The sequence below is a fragment of the Solwaraspora sp. WMMD1047 genome, assembly GCF_029626155.1.
Classification (GTDB): Bacteria; Actinomycetota; Actinomycetes; order Mycobacteriales; family Micromonosporaceae; genus WMMD1047.
This window is the reverse complement of the sequence record NZ_JARUBL010000001.1, coordinates 6,381,505-6,399,713: the sequence shown is the minus strand read 5'-3', so window position 1 is coordinate 6,399,713 and position 18,209 is coordinate 6,381,505. Positions and strand designations below refer to the sequence as shown.

Here is an 18,209-nt window from a genome sequence, read left to right as displayed (position 1 = left end):
GGCAGCCTCGGGAAAGACTCCGGGGTGCGCCTGCGGAAAGATCGGTCGGCACCGCTGCGACCGGCGTCCGGGGCGCTGGCGGGCTCGGTCGGTTGAGCAAACCCAGACAGGTCGTGTCGACACGGTGAGTAACTTCGGGCAGACGGATTGCTATCAAATTGCATCATCAACCCGCCACACTCCCGGCAACGGACAACCTGGGCTTTCTCTTTGTGGTGAGGCGTGATGGAATCTCGGAGGTCCGACCCGCCCGGGTCGGTCGATGAGCGGTGCCCACGGCATGTGGCCGGGCGCCGACAGGGAAGGCGGTGACGTGAGCAAGCGGCCGAAGACGGCGAACACTTTCCTGTCGCGTCTCCGCCGGCCATTCGGCCGGCTCCGCGACATGCCGATCTGGTCGAAGCTCGGTCTCATCATGATCGTGCCGACCCTCGCCACCGTCGTGGTCGGCACGACCGGGCTCATCGACCACCTGGAGACCGCGGGTGACGCAGACCGCGCCCGCACCCTCGCCAACCTCTCCGCCGTCTCCGGCGAACTGGTGCACGACCTGCAGGACGAGCGGGCCGCCGCGGTGCTCCTGCTGGGCGCCCAGAGCGAGGCGAACAAGGAGAAGTACCTCGACGTCTACAGCAAGCTGCACCCGGTCGTCGACGAGGCGAAGGGGCCGTACTCCCAGCAGCGCAGCGCGCTCACCGACCTACCGGCCAACTTCGACGCCCTGCTCACCCGGATCGACCAGAGCCTGGCCGACCTGCCGGGCACCCGCAGCCAGGTCGTCAACGCCCGGCTCAAGCTCACCGACGCGGCCCAGTCGTACGAGGGCCTGATCAGCGACCTGCTCGACATCCGGGACTCCGCCACCCAGCTCGCCGGCGACACCGGCCTGAGTGAGCGGATGCGTGCCGCCGCGGCGACCGCGCGGGCCAAGGAGTTCCTTTCGGTCCGCCGGATCGTCGTGCACCGGGCCCTGATCCAGAACGCGCTGACCCCGGTCCTGCGGACCGACTACATCGCCACCGAGACCGGCCAGCAGCAGGCGCTGCAGACCTTCCAGGCGGTGGCGAGCCGGTCCGAGGCCGAGTTCTACGAGCAGACCGTGGCCGGCTCCGACCAGCGGGAGGCCGACAACTACAGCGGCTGGATCCGGGGCCGGACGACCGAGAGCATGGCCGACGCGCCGTTCGACGCGGACGCCTGGGACGCCGCCATGGTCGGCAACGCCGCGCTGATCCGGGCCGTCGAGTCCCGGCTCGACTCGGACGTGGTCGACCAGGCCGCCGCGCTGCGCAACGACGTACGCCAGCAGGTCTTCGTCGAGACCGGCCTGCTGCTGAGCATGCTGCTGCTGGCGATCCTGCTCGCCTACCTGGTCGCCCGGTCGATGGCCCGCTCGCTGCGGGAGCTGCGCCAGGGCGCGCTCTCCATCGCCCAGTACGGCCTGCCGCACGCGGTGTCCCGGCTGCGCGATCCCGCGCTGACCGCGCACATGTCGCCGGTCCAGGCCGCGAACCAGATCGCCGAACCGCTACCGGTCCGGAGCCGGGACGAGTTCGGCCAGGTCACCGAGGCGTTCAACGCGGTCCACCTGGAGGCCGTCCGGACCGCCGCCGAGCAGGCCGCGCTGCGCTCCTCGGTCGCGACGATGTTCGTCAACCTGGCCCGCCGGTCGCAGATCCTGGTCGACCGCCTGATCGGCCACCTCGACCGGCTGGAGCGCGGCGAGGAGGACCCGGACCGGCTGGGCGAGCTGTTCCAGCTCGACCACCTCGCCACCCGGATGCGCCGCAACGACGAGAACCTGCTGGTGCTCGCCGGGGCGGACTCCACCCGGGTGCAGCGCGAGCCGGCCGCCCTGATCGACGTGCTGCGGGCTGCCCAGTCCGAGGTCGAGCACTACACCCGGATCGAGTTCGGGGTGGTCGACCGCGACATCGAGGTCGCCGCGCACGCCGTCAACGACCTGGTGCACCTGGTCGCCGAGCTGTTCGACAACGCCACCGCGTTCTCCCCGCCGGACTCGCAGGTCATGGTCGAGGCCCGGCGGGTGGGAGACCGGGCGGTGCTCTACGTCGAGGACCGCGGCATCGGTATCTCGCCCGACCAGCTCAGTGACCTCAACGAACGGCTCGCCACGCCCCCGCAGGTCGACGTGGCGGTGTCCCGGATGATGGGTCTCGTGGTGGTCGCCCGGCTCGCCGCCCGGCACGGCGTCAAGGTCGAGCTGCGCCCCGGATCCGACCGCGGCACGGTCGCCGACGTCACGCTGCCGACCTCGGTGCTGGTGCCCCGGGCCCTCGCCGGTCGTGGTCAGCCCGGCGCCTTCGCCGGCGCGAACGGTGGTCAGCCCGGCGCCAACGGTGGTCAGCAGGCCCCACCGCCGCAGCGCCCCGCCTTCCCCGCGCCGCTGGCGCTGGAGAGCGGGCCGGCGGCACGGGACCCGGAACCGGCCCCGGCGGCCCGCCCGTTCGAGTTCGACGCCCCGCTCAACGGCGGCGGGCTCTCCCGCAGCGGTCCACCCAGCCGATCCATGCCGGCCTGGTCGGACCTGACCGGGGCGCGGTCCGGCATGAACGGCGGCAGCGCCTTCACCCCGAGGCCGGCCTCGAACGGCCGGGGTGCCGAGCCCCTGCCACAGCGCCGGGCCATCGAGGAGGAACCGGCCGAGGGCGACGCCACCACCGGCGGCCCCGTCGGCGGCATCCCCCGCCAGATGCCGAGCAACCCCGAGGCCCGCTCCGGCCTGGAATCGATGGCCCCACCGGTGCCGTCCGCGCCGCCGGCCCGCCCGGTGTCGGCCCCGCCCGTCCGGTCGGCGCCACCGACGCAGGGCCAGCCGGGCGCCGCGCCGCCGGCCTGGCCCCCGGTCAGCGCCCCGGAGCGGGACCAGTCCACCCCGGCGGTGCCGGAACGGCTGGCCGCCGCCCTGGACATGACCGCCGAACTGCCCCGGGTGGCCCGGCCCGCCCCGGCGACCCCGGTCACCGCACCGCCGCCCGCCCCGGCGACGGCCGCCCAGGGTCGGTTCGCGGACGAGACGATGGAGCTGCCGATCTTCCGGGAGCTGGAGTCGGCCTGGTTCCGGACCCGCCGGCCGGCGTCGGAAGAGGCGGCCGGTCCGGGCGCACCCAAGCCCGTCGCCGCCAGCGAGTCGACGGCTCAGTTCGTCACCGCCGACGCCACCAGCGGAGCCGGGCAGCCGGTCCCCGCCTCGGCGGCCAGCCGGCCCGCGGCCACGCCGACGCTCACCGGCCCGGCGGCCGGGTCGGGCATCGGCAACGGCGCCGCCGGCCGACGCGGCGAGGCGACGTCGAGCGACTGGCAGACGGCGGCCGACGACGGCTGGCGGGCGGCCAGCGCGGCCGCTGACGCCCGCGCCGCCGAAACCACCAACACCGGGCTACCCAAGCGGGTACCGATGGCACAGTTGGTGCCCGGCGGGGTGGAGAAGCCGAACAACTCGGTGCAGCGCCGTACCCCGGAGGCGGTGCGCGGGCTACTCTCCGCGTACCACCGTGGGGTTCAGCGCGGCCGTAGTCACCCCTCGGACGAACACCCGACCAACCCGGAGGCAACTCCGGCAGGGCAGCAATCCTCGCAGGCCGACTCGGGCCGCGCGGCCGGGAGCAGCCAGAAGGAGCATGAAGGATGACCACTACGCAGGATCTTGGTTGGCTGCTTGCCAACTTCGCCGACCGGGTACCCGGGGTCGCGCACGCGATCGCCGTCTCGGCCGACGGTCTGCTCCTCGCGTCGTCGCGAGACCTTCCACGCGACCGGGCCGACCAACTCGCGGCGATCTCGTCGGGGCTGGTCAGCCTGACCCAGGGCGCGGCCCGCTGCTTCGAGGGTGGGGCGGTGTTGCAGACGGTGGTCGAGATGGACAATGGGTTCCTGTTCCTGATGTCCATCTCGGATGGTTCGTCATTCGCAGTCCTGGCTGCCCGCAGTTGCGACGTGGGGCAGGTCGGGTATGAGATGGCATTGCTCGTCGACCGGGTGGGTGACGCGTTGACGCCAGCGCCCCGGGCCGCCGCGGGAATGCTGGGCTGACCGGCGCCGGTTGGTGGGACAGCCAGCCAGTGCCGACGCAACTGACATAGCGACGAGTTCGATGGCTTCGATGTTCGAGCAGGACGAGGAGGGGGTGAACGGCGATGATGGCTGACCGCGATGAGCCGACCGGTGCGCTGGTCCGGCCATACGCCGTCACCCGTGGCCGTACCCGCCCGAGGCTCGATATCGCCATGGAGGCGCTCGTCGAAACGACGGTGCGCGGTCGGTCCGCCGGAAACGGTAACGGCGGACAGGGTCGTGAGCATCAATACATCGCCGCGCTGTGTGACGGTCGGCTGCAGTCGCTCGCGGAGATCGCGGCGCGGATGCAGCTGCCCCTCGGCGTCGCCCGGGTTCTGATCGCCGACATGGCCGCCGATGGCCTGGTGGCGGTGCACGAACCGACAATCCTGGACGACGCCGACGATGCGGTGGGCACTGAACTGCTGGAGAGGGTGCTGAGTGGACTTCGCAGGCTCTGACATGTCTCACCGCCCGAGTGGTGGGCGCGTGACCTCGGCGAAGATTGTCATCGCCGGTGGGTTCGGCGTCGGCAAGACGACGCTGGTCGGCTCGGTCTCGGAGATTACGCCGCTGACCACCGAGGCGATCATGACCTCGGCCGGCGTCGGGGTCGACGACACCCGCCAGGTGCCGGGCAAGACGACAACGACCGTGGCCATGGACTTCGGTCGTATCTCGATCGACCGGGACCTGATCCTCTACCTGTTCGGCACGCCTGGCCAGACGCGGTTCTGGTTCATGTGGGACGAACTGGTGCGGGGGGCGATCGGTGCCGTCGTGCTCGTCGACACCCGCCGGTTGGCCGACTGCTTCGCGGCCATCGACTTCTTCGAGCATCGGCGACTGCCGTACCTGGTCGCGATCAACTGCTTCGACGGCATGCAGTACCACGACCCGCAGGACGTCCGGGACGCGCTGGCGATCTCCGCCGACGTTCCGGTGGTGGCGTGCGACGCCCGCAACCGGGAGTCGACGAAGCACGTTCTCATCTCGCTCGTCGAGTACGTGCTGACCATGCGCCGCTCCCGGGCCGTGGCGCCGGCCTGACAGCTGTCGACAGCGCCGGGCGGGGCAACCCCGTCCGGCGCTTCGTCGTGTCCGCAGTGGAGAAACGGGACCGCTCAACGGGCCGCTGAGCCGATGCGTGCCCGCCTCCTGCGGGAAGCAGCGAGCCGGGGCGGTCAGCCGTCTCGGGCGAACTCAGGGCGGACGGAGTGGCCACCCGCGTAGACAGCCGACGACGCACCGCCCCGATCGGACGGTGCGTCGTCGGTCAGCTGTGGTAGCCGGTTAGGAGCGGTAGCTGGCCGGCCGGAACTCGAAGTCGCGGTCGTCCCGCTCGATCGGGTCGCGGCTGAAGTCCCAGCCGCCGGCGGCCTCCCGGCCCGGCCGACCGCCGACCGCGTAGCCGCCGATCTCCTGGCCGCGCCGCCAGCCCCGGAAGTAGCCGGTGGTGTGCTCGGCGATCCGCGCCGCGTCGCGCACGATCCGCAGCGGTCGCTCGTCGCGCAGCGGCGAGCCGGGAACCAGGTTCGCCTGCGGCACCCGCTTCGGCAGCCCGGCCTCGGTCTCCGCGCCGACGGCCGGTTGGGCAGCCTGCTCGGCGGCCCGCCAGCCGGTGTCGGCGGCGGTCGACGACCAGTCGAGCTCGCTCTCCTCGGCGTGCCCGGTGAACCAGGCGGACCGGGTCGCCGCGAAGATCAGCAGGTCGCCGTCGCCCTCACTGGAGACGGGAGCCGACGGCGGATCGCCGATCTCGGCGGCCCGCCGGGATCGACCGGAGCGGCCACCCCGATCGGTCGACTCCTGGTCGACGAGCCGCAACGGCGGGGCGTCGAATCGGGGTTCCTCGCGCTGGGCGAGCCCACCGACCGGTGACCGTTCGGGCAGCCGCCCACCGTCGAGCGCGTCCCGGCGCGACCGGCCTCCGTCGAGCGGGTCGCGGCGCGACCGGTCGCCGTCGAGCGCGTCGCGGCCGGCCCGGTCAGCGGCGTGGCGGCGGTCCCCGTCGAGCACCCGTTCGCCTCGGCGGGAGCGTTCCTCGCCGAGCCGTTCTTCGGTCGGCGGTTCCACCAGGCGCAGCGTCGGCGGCTCCGGCGGGAGGTCGTCGGCAAGCCACGGCGGGGTGACCCGGCCCTCGGCGGCGGCTCCGGTCCGCCGCTGAAGCTCGGCGGGCGGGTCACCGAAGGTGAACGGGCGGTCCTGGGCGGCCGGTGCGTCCGGACGGTCGCCCGAGTTCACCAGGGGCCAGTTGGCGCGTGAACCGGGGGCCGGAGCGTTGTCCGGGCGCGGCGCCGGCATCGGCAGGGTCAGGTCGGTGGCGCCGAAACCGCCCGTCGGCGGCCGCGACTCCCCGTTGGTCTTGGGTCGCGGGGTGATCGGGGTCGGTCGCCGTTCGCTGCGGGCGCTGTTGATCGCCGCCGTGGTGAGGGTGGCCCGGAAGGGCTCGCCCGCGTCCGCCGGCGGCACCGGACCGCGGGCGGCCGGCGAGATCGGGGTGATGCCGGGCGGCGGCGGAGGTGGCGCGGAGATCGGCCGGTTGGCCGGCGGATCCGACCGGCGTCCCGGGCCGGGCGGCGCGGAGGTGGGCGCGGGCGCGGCCGAGACGGGGGCGGCGTGCGCTGCCGCCGGAGCCACCGGCCGAGGGGCCACCGGAGGCGGCGCGACAGGTGCCGGAGCGACCGGTGGTGGGGCCACCGGACGGGGCGGCAGCGGCAGGCTGGTGGCCGGCTCGGGTCGGCTGCGCCGGCCGCCGCTCGGCACCGGCTCGTGGGCCGGCCGGCCGTTCGGCCGGTTCTCGGTCGCCACCCGCCCGGCCAGGACGGCGGGCTCGGGTGCGCCGCGGTCGTCGTAGGCCGCGCGTCGGTCGGACCCGGACCGGGCGGGCGCGAGGGCCGCCGGTGCCTCGGGCGCCGCCCGGCGGACGGTCCGTCGGCCCGAGACCGGAGCCGGGGTGGTGACCCGGGCGTCGAGGGTCGCCACGAGCGCGTCGCAGGCGGCGTCGCAGGCACGGACGGCGGCGACCGCCTGCCGTACCGTCTCGGCCACCGCTGAGGTGAGGGCCTGGTTCGCCGGTGCCCGGCGGGGCGTCTCCGCTATCGCCACCCGCAGCGCCGTGACGGCGTCGGTGATGGCCGCCGCGTCGGCGACGCCGTCCGCGGCGAGGTGGGCCGCGATCGCGTCGGTGGCCACCGACGTGTCCCGGCCGCGGGCGCTGGTGCCGCCGAGCAGGCCCGGCTCCGGCAGGGCGTCGAGGACGGCGAGCGAGACCGGCTCCGCCGGATCCGGGTACGCCCGCAGCGCCGCCGGATACAGCTCACGCAGTACCTCGCGCAGTGCGACGGCGGCGCCGTGCCGACCGTTCGCCAGTGCGGCGTGGGCGGCGAGCACCGGCTTGAAGCCGGCCAGGTCCCGGGGAGCGGGCAGGGTGGTGGCGGAGAGGGCGCCGGCCTGTAACGCCCGGGCCAGCCCCACCGCGCGCCGCTGGGCGGGCGGGGATTCCATCTCCTCCACCGACTCGTCGTCGGCGAACCGCTCGGCGAAGTCGTCGACCAGGTCGTCGTCGACGATCGCCAGGGGGCGGCCGGCGGCGCTCAGCAGGGAGGTGACGACGTGATCGTCGCTGTCCGCGGCGATCGCGGCGCCGCTCGGTCCGCTGGACCGTTCGACGAGCAGCGACCCGAGCTGTGCGTAGCCGGCCGGATCGTCGCCGATCTCGCAGACATGCAGCAACCGGCCCGCGTCGTCCACCACGGCGGCCGTCAGCGTCGAGCCGGCCGAGACCGGTCGACCAGCTGAATCCGCCGAGGCCAGACCGCAGTACACCCGCACGAGCGCCACGGCGTCGTCCTCCTCCCGGGACACAGGTGGTGTGCCAAAGACTGATGCTCCCTGGTGAGTGGTCAGTCGCGCCAGTCCACGGCGGCAGAGATCTTGCCGATAATTGTCCGCCAACCCAAACTTGCCGTTTGTGCCCCGATTTTGCGCAACCTGCGCCGACCCATGAAGCCGCCGATCCCGCCACCGGCCGCGGCCCGCAGTGCCTCGTCCAGGTCATCCAGGCTGGACCCGGTGGAGAGCATATCCAGCACCGCCGGCAGCCGCAGCGCGTACGCCAGGTCGCGGGCCACCTCGCCGGCCTCGATCAGCAGGGTGGCGTCCCAGGTGTCGTGGCCACCGCGCAGGTTCTCCACCACCAGGTCGAGCTCGTAGGAGTCCTCGTCCAACGGCACCACGTCGGCGGGCTGAAGCCGGTCGACGAGCTGGTCCCAGGTGTCCAGCTGGGCGAGGTCGTTCGGCGCGCCGGAGCGGACGAAGCTGACGAGCGATTCCGGGCTCTTGAACAGCAGCAGCTTGCCGCCGTGGCTGAGGAAGATCGGCACCTCCTCGGCGGCCGGCTCCTCCTCGTCCTTGTCGTCCTCGTCGGCCGCCGCACTCTCGGCGTCGCTGTCGACTGCGTCACTGTCGGCCTCGTCGTCGGCGGCGTCGTCCTCGTCGTCGGAGTCGGTACGCCGACCGCGGGCCTTCCGGTCGCGCGGGTCGTCGGTCTCCTCGTCGGTGTCGAACTGGTCGCCGAACTCCTCGTCGAGGATCACGACCGTCTCGTCGTCGTCCGCGTCCTCCTCGGCCCGTCGGGACCGGGCGGCGAAGAGGTCGTCGTCCTCGCGTTGGCCGATGTCGGTCGGGGTCAGCTCGGTCGACAGCCGGTACGCCCGGAGCGTGAAGCCGGCGCCGGCCGGCAGCGCGATCTCGACCGGCTCGATCCGGACGTCCTCCCAGAGAGAACGGTCGATGTCGCCGCCGGCCGCGTCGTCGGCTGTCGAGTCCGCGTCGATGTCGGTCTCGGCGGCTGGCTCATCGACATCGGTCTCCGCGTGGGGGTCGTCGATGTCGTCGAGTGCCGTGCTCTTGCTGTCGAGCTCTTCGCCGGGCTCGTCGGCGTCCGGCCGGTTGGGCGACTGGCGGGCCACGCTGACCTCCGTTGAACTCTGGTTCGGCACCCTGCCGGGCGTGGAGGGTCCGGCAGACGGGTGACTCTGCGCACACACCCTAATGGGTGGCCGGTCCGTTCGGATGCCGGCACCCCATTGGAGATCGGTCGGCGGACTAGTAGCCTTGCTACTTATGAAGGCCCAGGCGCTGCACGGACACCTCGACGCACTCCTGCTCGCGGTGCTGGAAGGGGGCGCGCTGCACGGCTACGCGATCATCGAGGAGCTCCGGGCCCGCAGCGGCGGCACCCTCAACCTGCCGACCGGCACGATCTATCCGGCCCTGCGTCGCCTGGAGCGGGCCGGCCTGGTGGAGAGTGACTGGAGCACGGTCAACGGCCGGGAGCGGCGCACCTACCGGCTGACCGGGGCCGGTCACCGGGCACTGGCCGGGGAGCGGGTGAGCTGGGGCGAGTTCAGCGCGACCGTGGGCCGGTTCCTCGGCGCCGGCGCGCCGCCGCAGGCGTTGTCCTGACCGGTCGGGCCGCGCACTGTGGACCGCGGTCAGCGGGCGGCGGTGAGGCAGGACCGGACGGCGCCGCCGAGCCAGGCGTAGGCCCCGGCCAGCACGACCATGCCGATGAGCATCGGTGGCCAGGTCCGGGCGGCGTCCCAGAGCACCAGCGACCAGACGAAGAGCCCGACCCCGGCCAACCCGCCCAGCGTGAGCGACCCGGCGAGCGCCCGCCCGACGGCCCGCACCCGGGGCACCGAACCCGGCTGCCCGCGGCGCGCGCTCCAGATCAACCAGAGATACCCGCCGGCCGCCAGCAGCCCCGAGCAGACCCACAGCCAGGTCACCGAACCGGAGAGCAACAGGTAGCTCGACGACGGACGCGGGCCCGACCAGGGCGCGCCTCGCCAGGTCAGGTCGGCACCGGCGACCAGCAGCAGCCAGACCAGGACCACCCGGCCGGTCAACGAGCGGGTCGCCGTGGCCGCCAGTTCGGCCTGGTAATCGTCGGCGAGCTGGCCCACCGTGCCGAACTCCGCCACCGCCCGGCGCTCGGCCTCCGCCGCCGGCAGGCCATCGTTCTGGTACGCCTCCGCCGAGTCGATCAGGCTGTGCCGAGCCTCGGTCAGCACCTCGCGCTTGAGCCGGCGGGGACCGTGCAGCGCCCGGTCGAGGCGGTGCACGTACTCGTCGATCATGCCGGCACCGGCCGGACCCGGGTGGCGACGACGCCGCGCACCGCCCACCGCACCATCAGCGCGAACATGGTGTTGAGCAGCACCCAGGCCGCGATCATCGGCGGCCAGGTGAGCGCCCGCGAATCCTCGGCGACGGCGTGCACCGCGGCGAACGTCCCCAGTGTCCAGACGAAGCCGGCGGTGCCGAGGGTGAGCACGGCGAGGGACCGGACCACCAGCCGTGGGTCGACCGGGCGGCGCCGGCTCGCGGAGCCGAGCAGCAGGAAGGCCAGCAGGGCCGCCGCGCCGGCCAGGTAGGAGGTCCAGTCGAGCGTCTCCACCAGGATCAGGAACCGCGTCGGGGGCCGTTCCGCAGCACCGCCCGGCGGCTGCCACCACAGCAGGTCGGAGGTGAGCATCCCGGCCGGCAGCAGCGCGACCAGCAGCGCCAGTCGGCGGCCCTGACCGGCGGTCAGCTCGGTCTGGTAGAGGCGGGCGAGCTCGGCCGGGGCGCCGAACTCGGCCACCGCCCGGCGCCGCGCGGCCCGCGGGTCGAGACCATCCCGGGTGTACGCCAGCGCGGCGTCCTCCAGGCCACCGCGTGCCTCGGTGAGCAGGTCCCTCTTGAGTCGGCGCGGGCCGGACAGCTCACCGGCGAGCTGGCGCAGATAGTCGTCGATCTCGGTGTTGGTGGGCGCCTGCATGCCGCCAGCCTGCCACGGTCGACGGGCGGACGCGTCGGGACTTTCCCGGGTCCGCCCCGGAGAACCACCCGGGGGCATCCCCGACGACCGTCCGGGTGCCCGCCGGTCCGTTCGGGTGTCCGCCGGTCCGTTCGGGTGTCCGCCGGTCCGTTCGGGTTCAGTCCGGGCCGGGGGTCTGTCCGGGGCCGGACAGCGCCAGGTAGCCGCGCTCGGCCACCTCCTGGCGCAGCCACTGGTCGCGGTACCAGCCGTCGGCCGCGACCAGGTCGTCGTGCGGACCACGCTGGACGACGCGGCCCTCGTCGAGCACGACGATCTCGTCGTACCGGTCCAGGCCGCGCAGCCGGTGGGTGACGAGCACCACCGAGCGGTCCGCCGGCAGGGATTCGATGATCGAGTCGAGCACCCGGTCGGCGGCCGGCGGGTCCAGCCCTTCGGTCGGCTCGTCGAGCAGCAGGATGGCGGGGGCGGCGAGCAGCGCCCGGGCCAGGGCGAGCCGCTGTCGCTGACCGCCGGAGAGCTGGCCGCCGTCCGCGCCGACGATGGTTTCCCAACCGTCCGGCTGGTCCCGTACCCAGTCGAGCAGGCCGGCCGTCCGGGCCGCGGCGGCGAGGTCGTCGTCGTCGGCTCCGGCGCGACCGACCAGCAGGTTCTCCCGGACCGTGGCGTGGAAGACGTGCGCCTCGGCGAGCAGCCCGCTGACCGCCCGGGGCAGCCGCCGAGCCGGGTAGTCGGCCAGGTCGACGCCGGCCAGCGTGACCCGCCCGGCGGTCGGGCGGACCGCCCCGGTCAGCACACCGAGCAGGGTGCTCTTGCCCGCGCCGCTCGGCCCGACGACGGCGACCCGCCGGCCCGGGGGCAGCGCCAGGTCGACCCGGTCGAGCGCGGGCGGCGCCCCGGCCCGGTACCGGACACTCGTCCCGATCAATCGGGCGTCGACCGCTGCGCCGCCGCCGGTCGAGTGGCCGGGAACCGGGGTGCCGCCGTCGCCGCTGAGGTCGCCGGATGCCGTCCTGCCGCTGCCAGTGGGGTGGCCGGCCGGGATGGCGTCGGCGGCGGGTAGCAGGGCCACCACCCGGGTGAGTCCGGCTCGCAGTTGGGTCCACTGGCGGGCCGCGCCGACCAGCGCCAGGGTCGCCTCCACCGCCGCGAGGGTGCCGACGCCGAGGACCCCGACGAGTACGCCGTCCACCCCGCCACGCACCGCCACCGCGACGACGGCCGCACTTGTGGCTCCGGCGACCAGCAGGCCCAGCCCGTCGAGCGCCCAACCGGCGGCCGCTAACCGGCCCTCCAACCGGGCCAGTTCCCGAGCGCGTTGGTCGGCCCGGGCCAACGCGGTCCCGGTGGCGCCGAAGGCGGCCAGGTCGGCGGCGCCCTGGGTCAGGTCGATGGCGTCGGTGGCGAGCGCACCACGCAGCGGGGCGACCCGGTCGGCGGTCCGCCGGGTCAGGGCGGTGGCCGCGCCCGGCAGCGCGACGGCGGCGACCAGCAGCCCTCCGGCGAGGACCGCCGCCGCGACCGGCGAGATGGTCGCCGCACCGGCGACCGCCAGCAGCCCGACGACGCCGGCTGCGGCGGCCGGCACCAGCACCCGCAACAGCAGATCCTGAACAGCCTCCACATCGGAGACCAGCCGACTCAGCGCATCCCCGGACACCGGCCCCGCGTCCCCACCGACCGCGTCGGCGGCGCCGCCGCCGGCCCCGCCGCCGTCTTCGACCCCGCTGCCATCCACGTCGGCGCTGACGCCCGCCGCCGGGCTGCTGTCGGGGGCGGTCGTGCGGACGGTGCGACCGGGGCCTCCGGCGGCCAGCGAGGCGAAGATCCCCGCGCGTACGTCGGTGATGATCCGCAGCACCGCGTCGTGGCCGGCGAGTCGCTCGGTGTAGCGCAACACCCCTCGGCTGATGGCCAGTGCCCGGACCGCGACGATGGCGACGGTGAGCGCGTCCAGCGGCGGCCGGCCGGCGGCCGTGATCAACAGCCAGGTGGCGGTGGCCATCAGGGCCAGCCCGGCCAGCTCCGTGCCGGCGGCGAGCAGGCCGGCGCCGACCAGCCGGCCCAGGTACGGGCGGGCGAGCCGGAGCACGGCCCGTTCGGGTGTCAGCATCACGCCACCACCTCCCGGGCGGTGCCCGCCGCCGCGCCGGGCGGCCCTTCGGGGTCGGCGGGCGGGTGGTGCCCGGCCGTGGGACGGCTCGGGGTGACGTCGGTGACCCGGCCGGCCTCGACCCGCAGCACCCGGTCCGCCTCGTCGAGCAGCGCCGGGCGGTGGGCCACCAGCAGGGCGGTCCGGCCGGCGACCAGCCGGCGGGTCGCGTCCAGTACGGCCGCCTCCGAGGCGGCGTCCAGCCGGGCGGTGGGCTCGTCGAGCAGCACCAGCGGCGCGTCCCGCAGGAACGCGCGGGCCAGCGCCACCCGTTGCCGCTGCCCGCTGGAGAGGCCGTGTCCGCGCTCACCGAGCAGGGTGTCCAGCCCGGCCGGGAGCCGGCGTACCGACTCGTCGAGGGCGGCGGCGTCGACGGCCCGGTGGACGGCCTCGATGGGAGTGTCGGGGGCGCCGAGCCGGATGTTGTCGGCGACCGAGGCGGCGAAGAGATGGGGGCGTTGCGGGACCCAGGCGACCTGCCGCCGCCACCGGTCGAGGTCGACCGTGTCGAGGTCGATCCCGTCCACCAGCACCCGACCCTCGGTCGGTACGGCGAAGCCGAGCAGCAGCGCGAGCAGGGTGCTCTTGCCGGCCCCGCTGGGGCCGACCACGGCGGTCCGCTCGCCGGGCCGGAGGGTGAGCGTCACCTCGCGCAGGGCCGTGGTGCGCGGGTACCGCACCGTGACCCCCTCGAACCTGATCTCCCCGGTGCCGGCCGGAGCAGGGCCGCGGCCCGGGTTCAGCTCCGGGTCGCCCACCGACCTCCGCGCCGGCTCGGTCCGGGCACCGCCGGGCAGCGCACCGCCGGGCAACACACCGCCGGACTGGTCGGCGCCGGGCCGGTCGGCTGGCGGGGCGGCCAGCACGGTGAGCGCCTCGTCCAGCGCGGTCAGCCCTTCCATGCTGGCGTGGAACCGGCTGCCGGCGGCCCGCAGCGGCAGGTACGCCTCGGGCGCGAGCAGCAGCACCAGCAGCGCCGTCTGCAGGGCCAGTCCGCCGCCGAGCAGCCGGAGCCCGATCGGCACCGCCACCAGCGCCACCGAGAGGGTGGCCACCAGCTCCAGGACCAGGGCGGAGAGGAATGCGATCCGCAGCGTCTTCATGGTGGCGACCCGATGGCCGTCGGCCATCCGGCGGACCACCTCGACCTGGTCGCGGGCCCGGCCGAACACCCGCAGGGTGGGCAGCCCGGCCACCATGTCCAGGAAGTGGCCGCCGAGCAGGCTGAGCCGGCGCCACTGCCGTTCGGTCGCCGCCTGCGCCTGCCAGCCGAGCAGCGCCCCGAAGATCGGAATCAGCGGCAGGGTGACCGCGATGATCAGCGCCGAGCTCCAGTCGGCGAAGGTCACCCGGGCGAGTACCGCCACCGGCACGGTGACGCTCAGCAGGAGCTGGGGCAGGTAGCCGGTGAAGTAGCCGTCGAGCGCGTCCAACCCGCGACCGGCGAGGGTGGCGAGCCGGCCGGTCTGCTGCCCGGCCAGCCACTGCGGGCCGCGCCGGCCGACCGCGGCGAGCAGGTCGGTGCGCAGCGCGGCCTTGACCGTCGCGGCCAGCCGGGCCGCCACGGTGCCCTGCGCCCAGAGCAGGAGCGCGCGGCCGGCCACGGCGGCCAGGAAGCCGATCAGGGCCGGCCGGTCCAGTCGCCCGCCCGCGGCGGCGGCGAGCAGGGCGGCCAGGGCGGTCGCCTGGGCGATGACCAGCAGCGCCGTCAGGACACCGAGGGCGCCGAGCGTGGCGAGCGGGCGCCGGGCCGCCGGAACCCGGCGCACCAGACGCGGGTCGAAGGGGCGGCGACTCACCAGTACACCGGCGCCCTTTCGTCGATCCGTCCGCGGAACACCCACCAAGACATCAACTGGAAGCCTAGTAGGGCCGGCAGGAGCGGCACCAGCAGCCAGGTCAGCACCCGCAGGGTGGGCTCGCTGGCCGCCGCCTCGGCGACCGTCAGGCTGGCCGCCGGGTCGGCGGTCGAGACCAGCGCGTAGGGCCAGTTGGCGGCCCCGACCAGCAGCACCGGCAGGGCCACCGCCGTCGCGGTCAGGGCGAAGGCCACCCCGGTCCGCCGCCGGCCGAGCGCGCGGCCGGCCGCCAGCACCGTCGCCGCCAGCAACACCACTCCGAGTACGCCGACCGCCGGCTGCCGCACGCTCTGTCGTACCGGACCGGAAAGGCCGGCCAGGACGGCGGCGGCGCCGAGCGCGGCGAGGGTGACCGGCACCAGCCGGCGTCCCACCGCGACGTGCTGGTCGGCGGCCCCCGGCGGCAGCCGGAGCGCGAGGAAGGCGGCGCCGTGCAGGGTCACCAGTGCGCTCAGGGCGAGCGCGGCGGCGGCGACGAACGGGGTGAAGAGGTGGCCGATCCCGTCGAGGTGGCCGTCCGCGCGCACCGGTACGCCCTGCAGCAGGCCGGCGAGGGCCGCCCCCCAGCCACCCGCGGCGAGTACGCTGCCGACGACGATGATCCGGTCCCACCGGGTCCGGGCGCGCTGGCCGGCGGGCCGGCTCCGTAGCCCGACGGCGGCGATGACCGTGATCACCCCGGCCAGCGCCACCGCGATCGCCGGGTAGAGGCCGGCGAGCAGTTCCCCCTCCAGCAGCGGGAACGCTCCGAAGAGGATGCCCACGGCGGCGACCAGCCAGACCTCGTTGCCGAGGAGGAACGGGCCGAGTGCGGTCAGCGCGGCTCGGCGCGGGTCGGCCGACCCGGTGGCGGGGGTCCGGGCCAACAGGATGCCGACGCCGTAGTCGAACCCGCCGAGCACCAGGTAGCCGGCGAAGAAGAGGCCGAGTAGGCCGTACCAGAGGATCTCCACGGGGTTTCTCTTCTCAGACGAGGGCCGGTTCGGGGCGGTCGTCGGCCGGTTGTGCGGTTGGCGGGCGGCCGAGTGCCGGGTCGGCGGCGCCCCGGCCGGCGTGCCGGACCAGCAGCGTCCAGTTCGCCACCGCCAGCGCGCCGAGCAGCAGGGTGAAACCGAGGTACGAGGCGAGTAGCACCTCGGCGTCGATCGGGCTGACCGCGTCGGAGACCGGCAGCAGTCCGTAGACCGCCCACGGTTGGCGGCCGACCTCGCGGGCCAGCCAGCCGAGGATGGCGGCGATGAACGGCAGTGGCAGGGCGAGCAGGATGAGGTAGAGCGGGAACCGCAGCCGGATGATCCAGTCCCGCCAGAGCAGGGGCAGCAGCAGGTAGCTCCAGGCCAGCGTGAAGCCGATCAGGATCATGAAGCCGAGCGACGCGGCGGCGAGCGTCGGCGGTTGGTAGTCGCCCGGCCCGAACCGCGCGGTCCACTCGGCGATCTGGTCCTGCCCGGCCGCGGCGTCGCCGTACTTGATCGGCTGGACCTGGCTGAGCGGGGCGAACTGGGTGAAGCCGAAGCCCATCACGAAGGTGATGCCGAGCACGGTGGTGACCAGGCCGATCCGCAGCGAGGTGCGGAACAGGGCGTAGTCGTTGGTGCGCCGGATCAGGTGCCAGGCGCTGACGGCCGACATCAGCATGCCGCCGGTGAGGACGGCGGCGGCCACCACGTGGCCGAGCGCGAAGCCGAGCATCGGGTTGCCGAGCAGGGCGGTGAAGTCGGTGAGGTGGGCCACCCCGTCGCGGATCTCGTAGCCGACCGGGTTCTGCAGCCAGGAGTTGGCGACCAGGACCCAGAACGCCGACGCGTACGCGGTGAGCGCCACCCCCCACAGCAGCGCGAGGTGTACGCCGCGCCGCAGCCGGTGCCAACCGAAGATCCACATGCCGAGGAAGGTGGATTCCAGGAAGAACGCGACGAGCGTCTCCATTGCCAACGGGGCGCCGAAGACGTTACCGACGTAGCGGGAGAGGCCGCTCCAGTTCAGTCCGAACTGGAATTCCAGTACCACGCCGGTGGCGATGCCGAGGACGTAGTTGATCACGTAGAGGGTGCCCCAGAACCGGGTCAGCCGCTCGTAGACCGGTTTGCGGGTGATGAACCAGGCGGTCTGCAGATACACCAGCAGGGTGACCAGGCCGAGGGTGACGAGCACGAAGAGGAAGTGGAACGAGGTGGTCGTGGCGAACTGCAGGCGGGCGATGAGCAACGGGTCCATGGCCACCCCAACGTGTCGGCTGACATTTCATAGACAGCCTACACGTAGGCGTACTACCTATTCCTACTACGACCTGTCGTAGCTCATGGTACGACGAGGCGTAGTAGTTGCGCTGGGTGGGGCCGGATCAGGCCAGGAAGAGCGAGAGCGGCAGGGCCAGCAGCAGGCCGGCGATCCCGAGCGCCACGGCGCCGCGTACCGGGGCCGGCCGGGCGGGGCCGAGCAACCGCTGCAGCCGGGCCTCAAGCTGGTCGTCGGTGAAGCCGAGGGCGCCGGCCGGCGCGACCCGGGGCCCGGCCGTGGCGAACCGCTGCAACGCCGCCACCAGTGGCCCGGCGGACGCCGCCCGGCGGGCCCGGTCGTCCGCGCGCATCTCCACCAGCAGCGCCACCATCTGGCGCGCGGCCCGCACCCAGCACACCCCGGGCAGCGCCCGACACAGCGCGGTGAACGGCAGCAGCACCAGATCGTGCCGCTCGGTAGCGTGCGCCCGCTCGTGATCGAGCACCGCCGCCAGCTGCGCCGGCTCCAACAGGCTCAGGGTGCCGGCGCTCACCACCACCCGGGGCCGCACCCCCGGCAGGCAGTACGCGGCGGCACTCGGATGGTCGAGCACCAGCGCGCCGGGCGCGGCCGGATCCTGCCGCGCCACCAGGGCGAGCAGGTCACGATGCCGGCGCTGGGCGCGCAGCGTACCGGCCACGCTGCGTACCGTCGCCCCGAGCAGCAGCGTCGCCACCGCCGTGGCGAGCCCGACGAGGCCGAGGTGCACCGGCCCGAGCCCGGCCGGCAGCGTGTCGCCCACCGGCGCCCCGGCCGCCAGCGCGGCCAGGTCCGCGGCGAACTCCCGCGCCGCCGTGCCGGTGCCGACCGCGTACGGGGCCAGCCCGAGCGCCAGCGGCAGCCCGATCGCGCAGAGGCCGACCGCCAGCCCGATCGCCTGCCAGCAGACGATGGCCAGCCGAGGGTGCTGCCAGGCCCACCCCTGCCGCAGCCACCGCGCCCGGATCAGCACCTGGACGGCCAGGTAACAGGCCACCAGCGCGCCGCCGAAGTGCAGGGCCTGGACCACCGG

14 protein-coding genes are annotated in these 18,209 nt (G+C 74.4%); 5 read left to right on the top strand and 9 right to left on the bottom strand.

Features of this window, described 5'->3' with window-relative positions:
• The first annotated feature begins 313 nt into the window (after window positions 1-313).
• From O7627_RS29270 to O7627_RS29255, 4 genes are all read left to right on the top strand, one after another.
• Window positions 314-3,652 carry a nitrate- and nitrite sensing domain-containing protein gene (locus tag O7627_RS29270; protein ID WP_278096680.1) on the top strand — a complete coding sequence of 1,113 codons (3,339 nt, stop codon included), beginning with the start codon at window positions 314-316 and terminating at the stop codon, window positions 3,650-3,652.
• Window positions 3,649-4,053: a roadblock/LC7 domain-containing protein gene (locus O7627_RS29265; RefSeq protein WP_278096679.1), complete on the top strand. Its 405-nt coding sequence runs from the start codon at window positions 3,649-3,651 to the stop codon at window positions 4,051-4,053. The genes O7627_RS29270 and O7627_RS29265 overlap by 4 nt, the downstream gene beginning before the upstream one ends.
• Window positions 4,054-4,160: 107 nt before the next feature.
• Window positions 4,161-4,538 carry a DUF742 domain-containing protein gene (locus O7627_RS29260; RefSeq protein WP_278098477.1) on the top strand — a complete coding sequence of 126 codons (378 nt, stop codon included), beginning with the start codon at window positions 4,161-4,163 and terminating at the stop codon, window positions 4,536-4,538.
• Window position 4,539: 1 nt separating this feature from the next.
• Complete coding sequence (locus O7627_RS29255) at window positions 4,540-5,127, top strand: ATP/GTP-binding protein (RefSeq protein WP_278096678.1); 588 nt, start codon at window positions 4,540-4,542, stop codon at window positions 5,125-5,127.
• Between the two features lie 243 nt (window positions 5,128-5,370).
• Here O7627_RS29255 and O7627_RS29250 read toward each other — a convergent pair whose 3' ends face one another.
• Together O7627_RS29250 and O7627_RS29245 are read right to left on the bottom strand one after the other, a co-directional pair.
• Entirely contained in the window at window positions 5,371-7,944 is a 2,574-nt protein-coding gene (locus tag O7627_RS29250) for a transposase (protein WP_278096677.1), read from the bottom strand.
• A gap of 38 nt (window positions 7,945-7,982) precedes the next feature.
• On the bottom strand, window positions 7,983-9,050 hold the full coding sequence (locus tag O7627_RS29245; protein WP_278096676.1) for a DNA primase: 1,068 nt from the start codon (window positions 9,048-9,050) through the stop codon (window positions 7,983-7,985).
• 154 nt (window positions 9,051-9,204) lie between these two features.
• On the opposite strand from O7627_RS29245, the gene O7627_RS29240 reads away from it, so the two are divergent.
• Entirely contained in the window at window positions 9,205-9,546 is a 342-nt protein-coding gene (locus tag O7627_RS29240) for a helix-turn-helix transcriptional regulator (protein ID WP_278096675.1), read from the top strand.
• A gap of 29 nt (window positions 9,547-9,575) precedes the next feature.
• On the opposite strand, the gene O7627_RS29235 is transcribed toward O7627_RS29240, so the two are convergent.
• The 7 genes from O7627_RS29235 to O7627_RS29205 all read right to left on the bottom strand — a co-directional run bounded on the left by O7627_RS29235 (window position 9,576) and on the right by O7627_RS29205 (window position 18,206).
• Complete coding sequence (locus O7627_RS29235; protein ID WP_278096674.1) at window positions 9,576-10,223, bottom strand: permease prefix domain 1-containing protein; 648 nt, start codon at window positions 10,221-10,223, stop codon at window positions 9,576-9,578.
• The gene (locus O7627_RS29230) at window positions 10,220-10,906 is read right to left on the bottom strand and encodes a permease prefix domain 1-containing protein (RefSeq protein ID WP_278096673.1); all 687 of its coding nucleotides are present in this window, start codon (window positions 10,904-10,906) and stop codon (window positions 10,220-10,222) included. Before O7627_RS29230 ends, O7627_RS29235 begins: the two co-directional genes overlap by 4 nt.
• Window positions 10,907-11,063: 157 nt before the next feature.
• Entirely contained in the window at window positions 11,064-13,019 is a 1,956-nt protein-coding gene (gene cydC / locus O7627_RS29225) for a thiol reductant ABC exporter subunit CydC (RefSeq protein ID WP_278098476.1), read from the bottom strand.
• A complete protein-coding gene (gene cydD / locus O7627_RS29220) occupies window positions 13,019-14,857 on the bottom strand; it encodes a thiol reductant ABC exporter subunit CydD (protein ID WP_278096672.1) in 1,839 nt (612 codons plus the stop codon). Before cydD ends, cydC begins: the two co-directional genes overlap by 1 nt.
• Window positions 14,854-15,870, bottom strand: coding sequence for a cytochrome d ubiquinol oxidase subunit II (locus tag O7627_RS29215; RefSeq protein WP_278096671.1), 1,017 nt, complete (start codon window positions 15,868-15,870; stop codon window positions 14,854-14,856). Before O7627_RS29215 ends, cydD begins: the two co-directional genes overlap by 4 nt.
• 13 nt (window positions 15,871-15,883) lie before the next feature.
• A complete protein-coding gene (locus O7627_RS29210) occupies window positions 15,884-17,134 on the bottom strand; it encodes a cytochrome ubiquinol oxidase subunit I (protein WP_278096670.1) in 1,251 nt (416 codons plus the stop codon).
• A 127-nt stretch (window positions 17,135-17,261) separates the two neighbouring features.
• Entirely contained in the window at window positions 17,262-18,206 is a 945-nt protein-coding gene (locus O7627_RS29205; RefSeq protein WP_278096669.1) for a M56 family metallopeptidase, read from the bottom strand.
• Window positions 18,207-18,209: the final 3 nt, after the last annotated feature.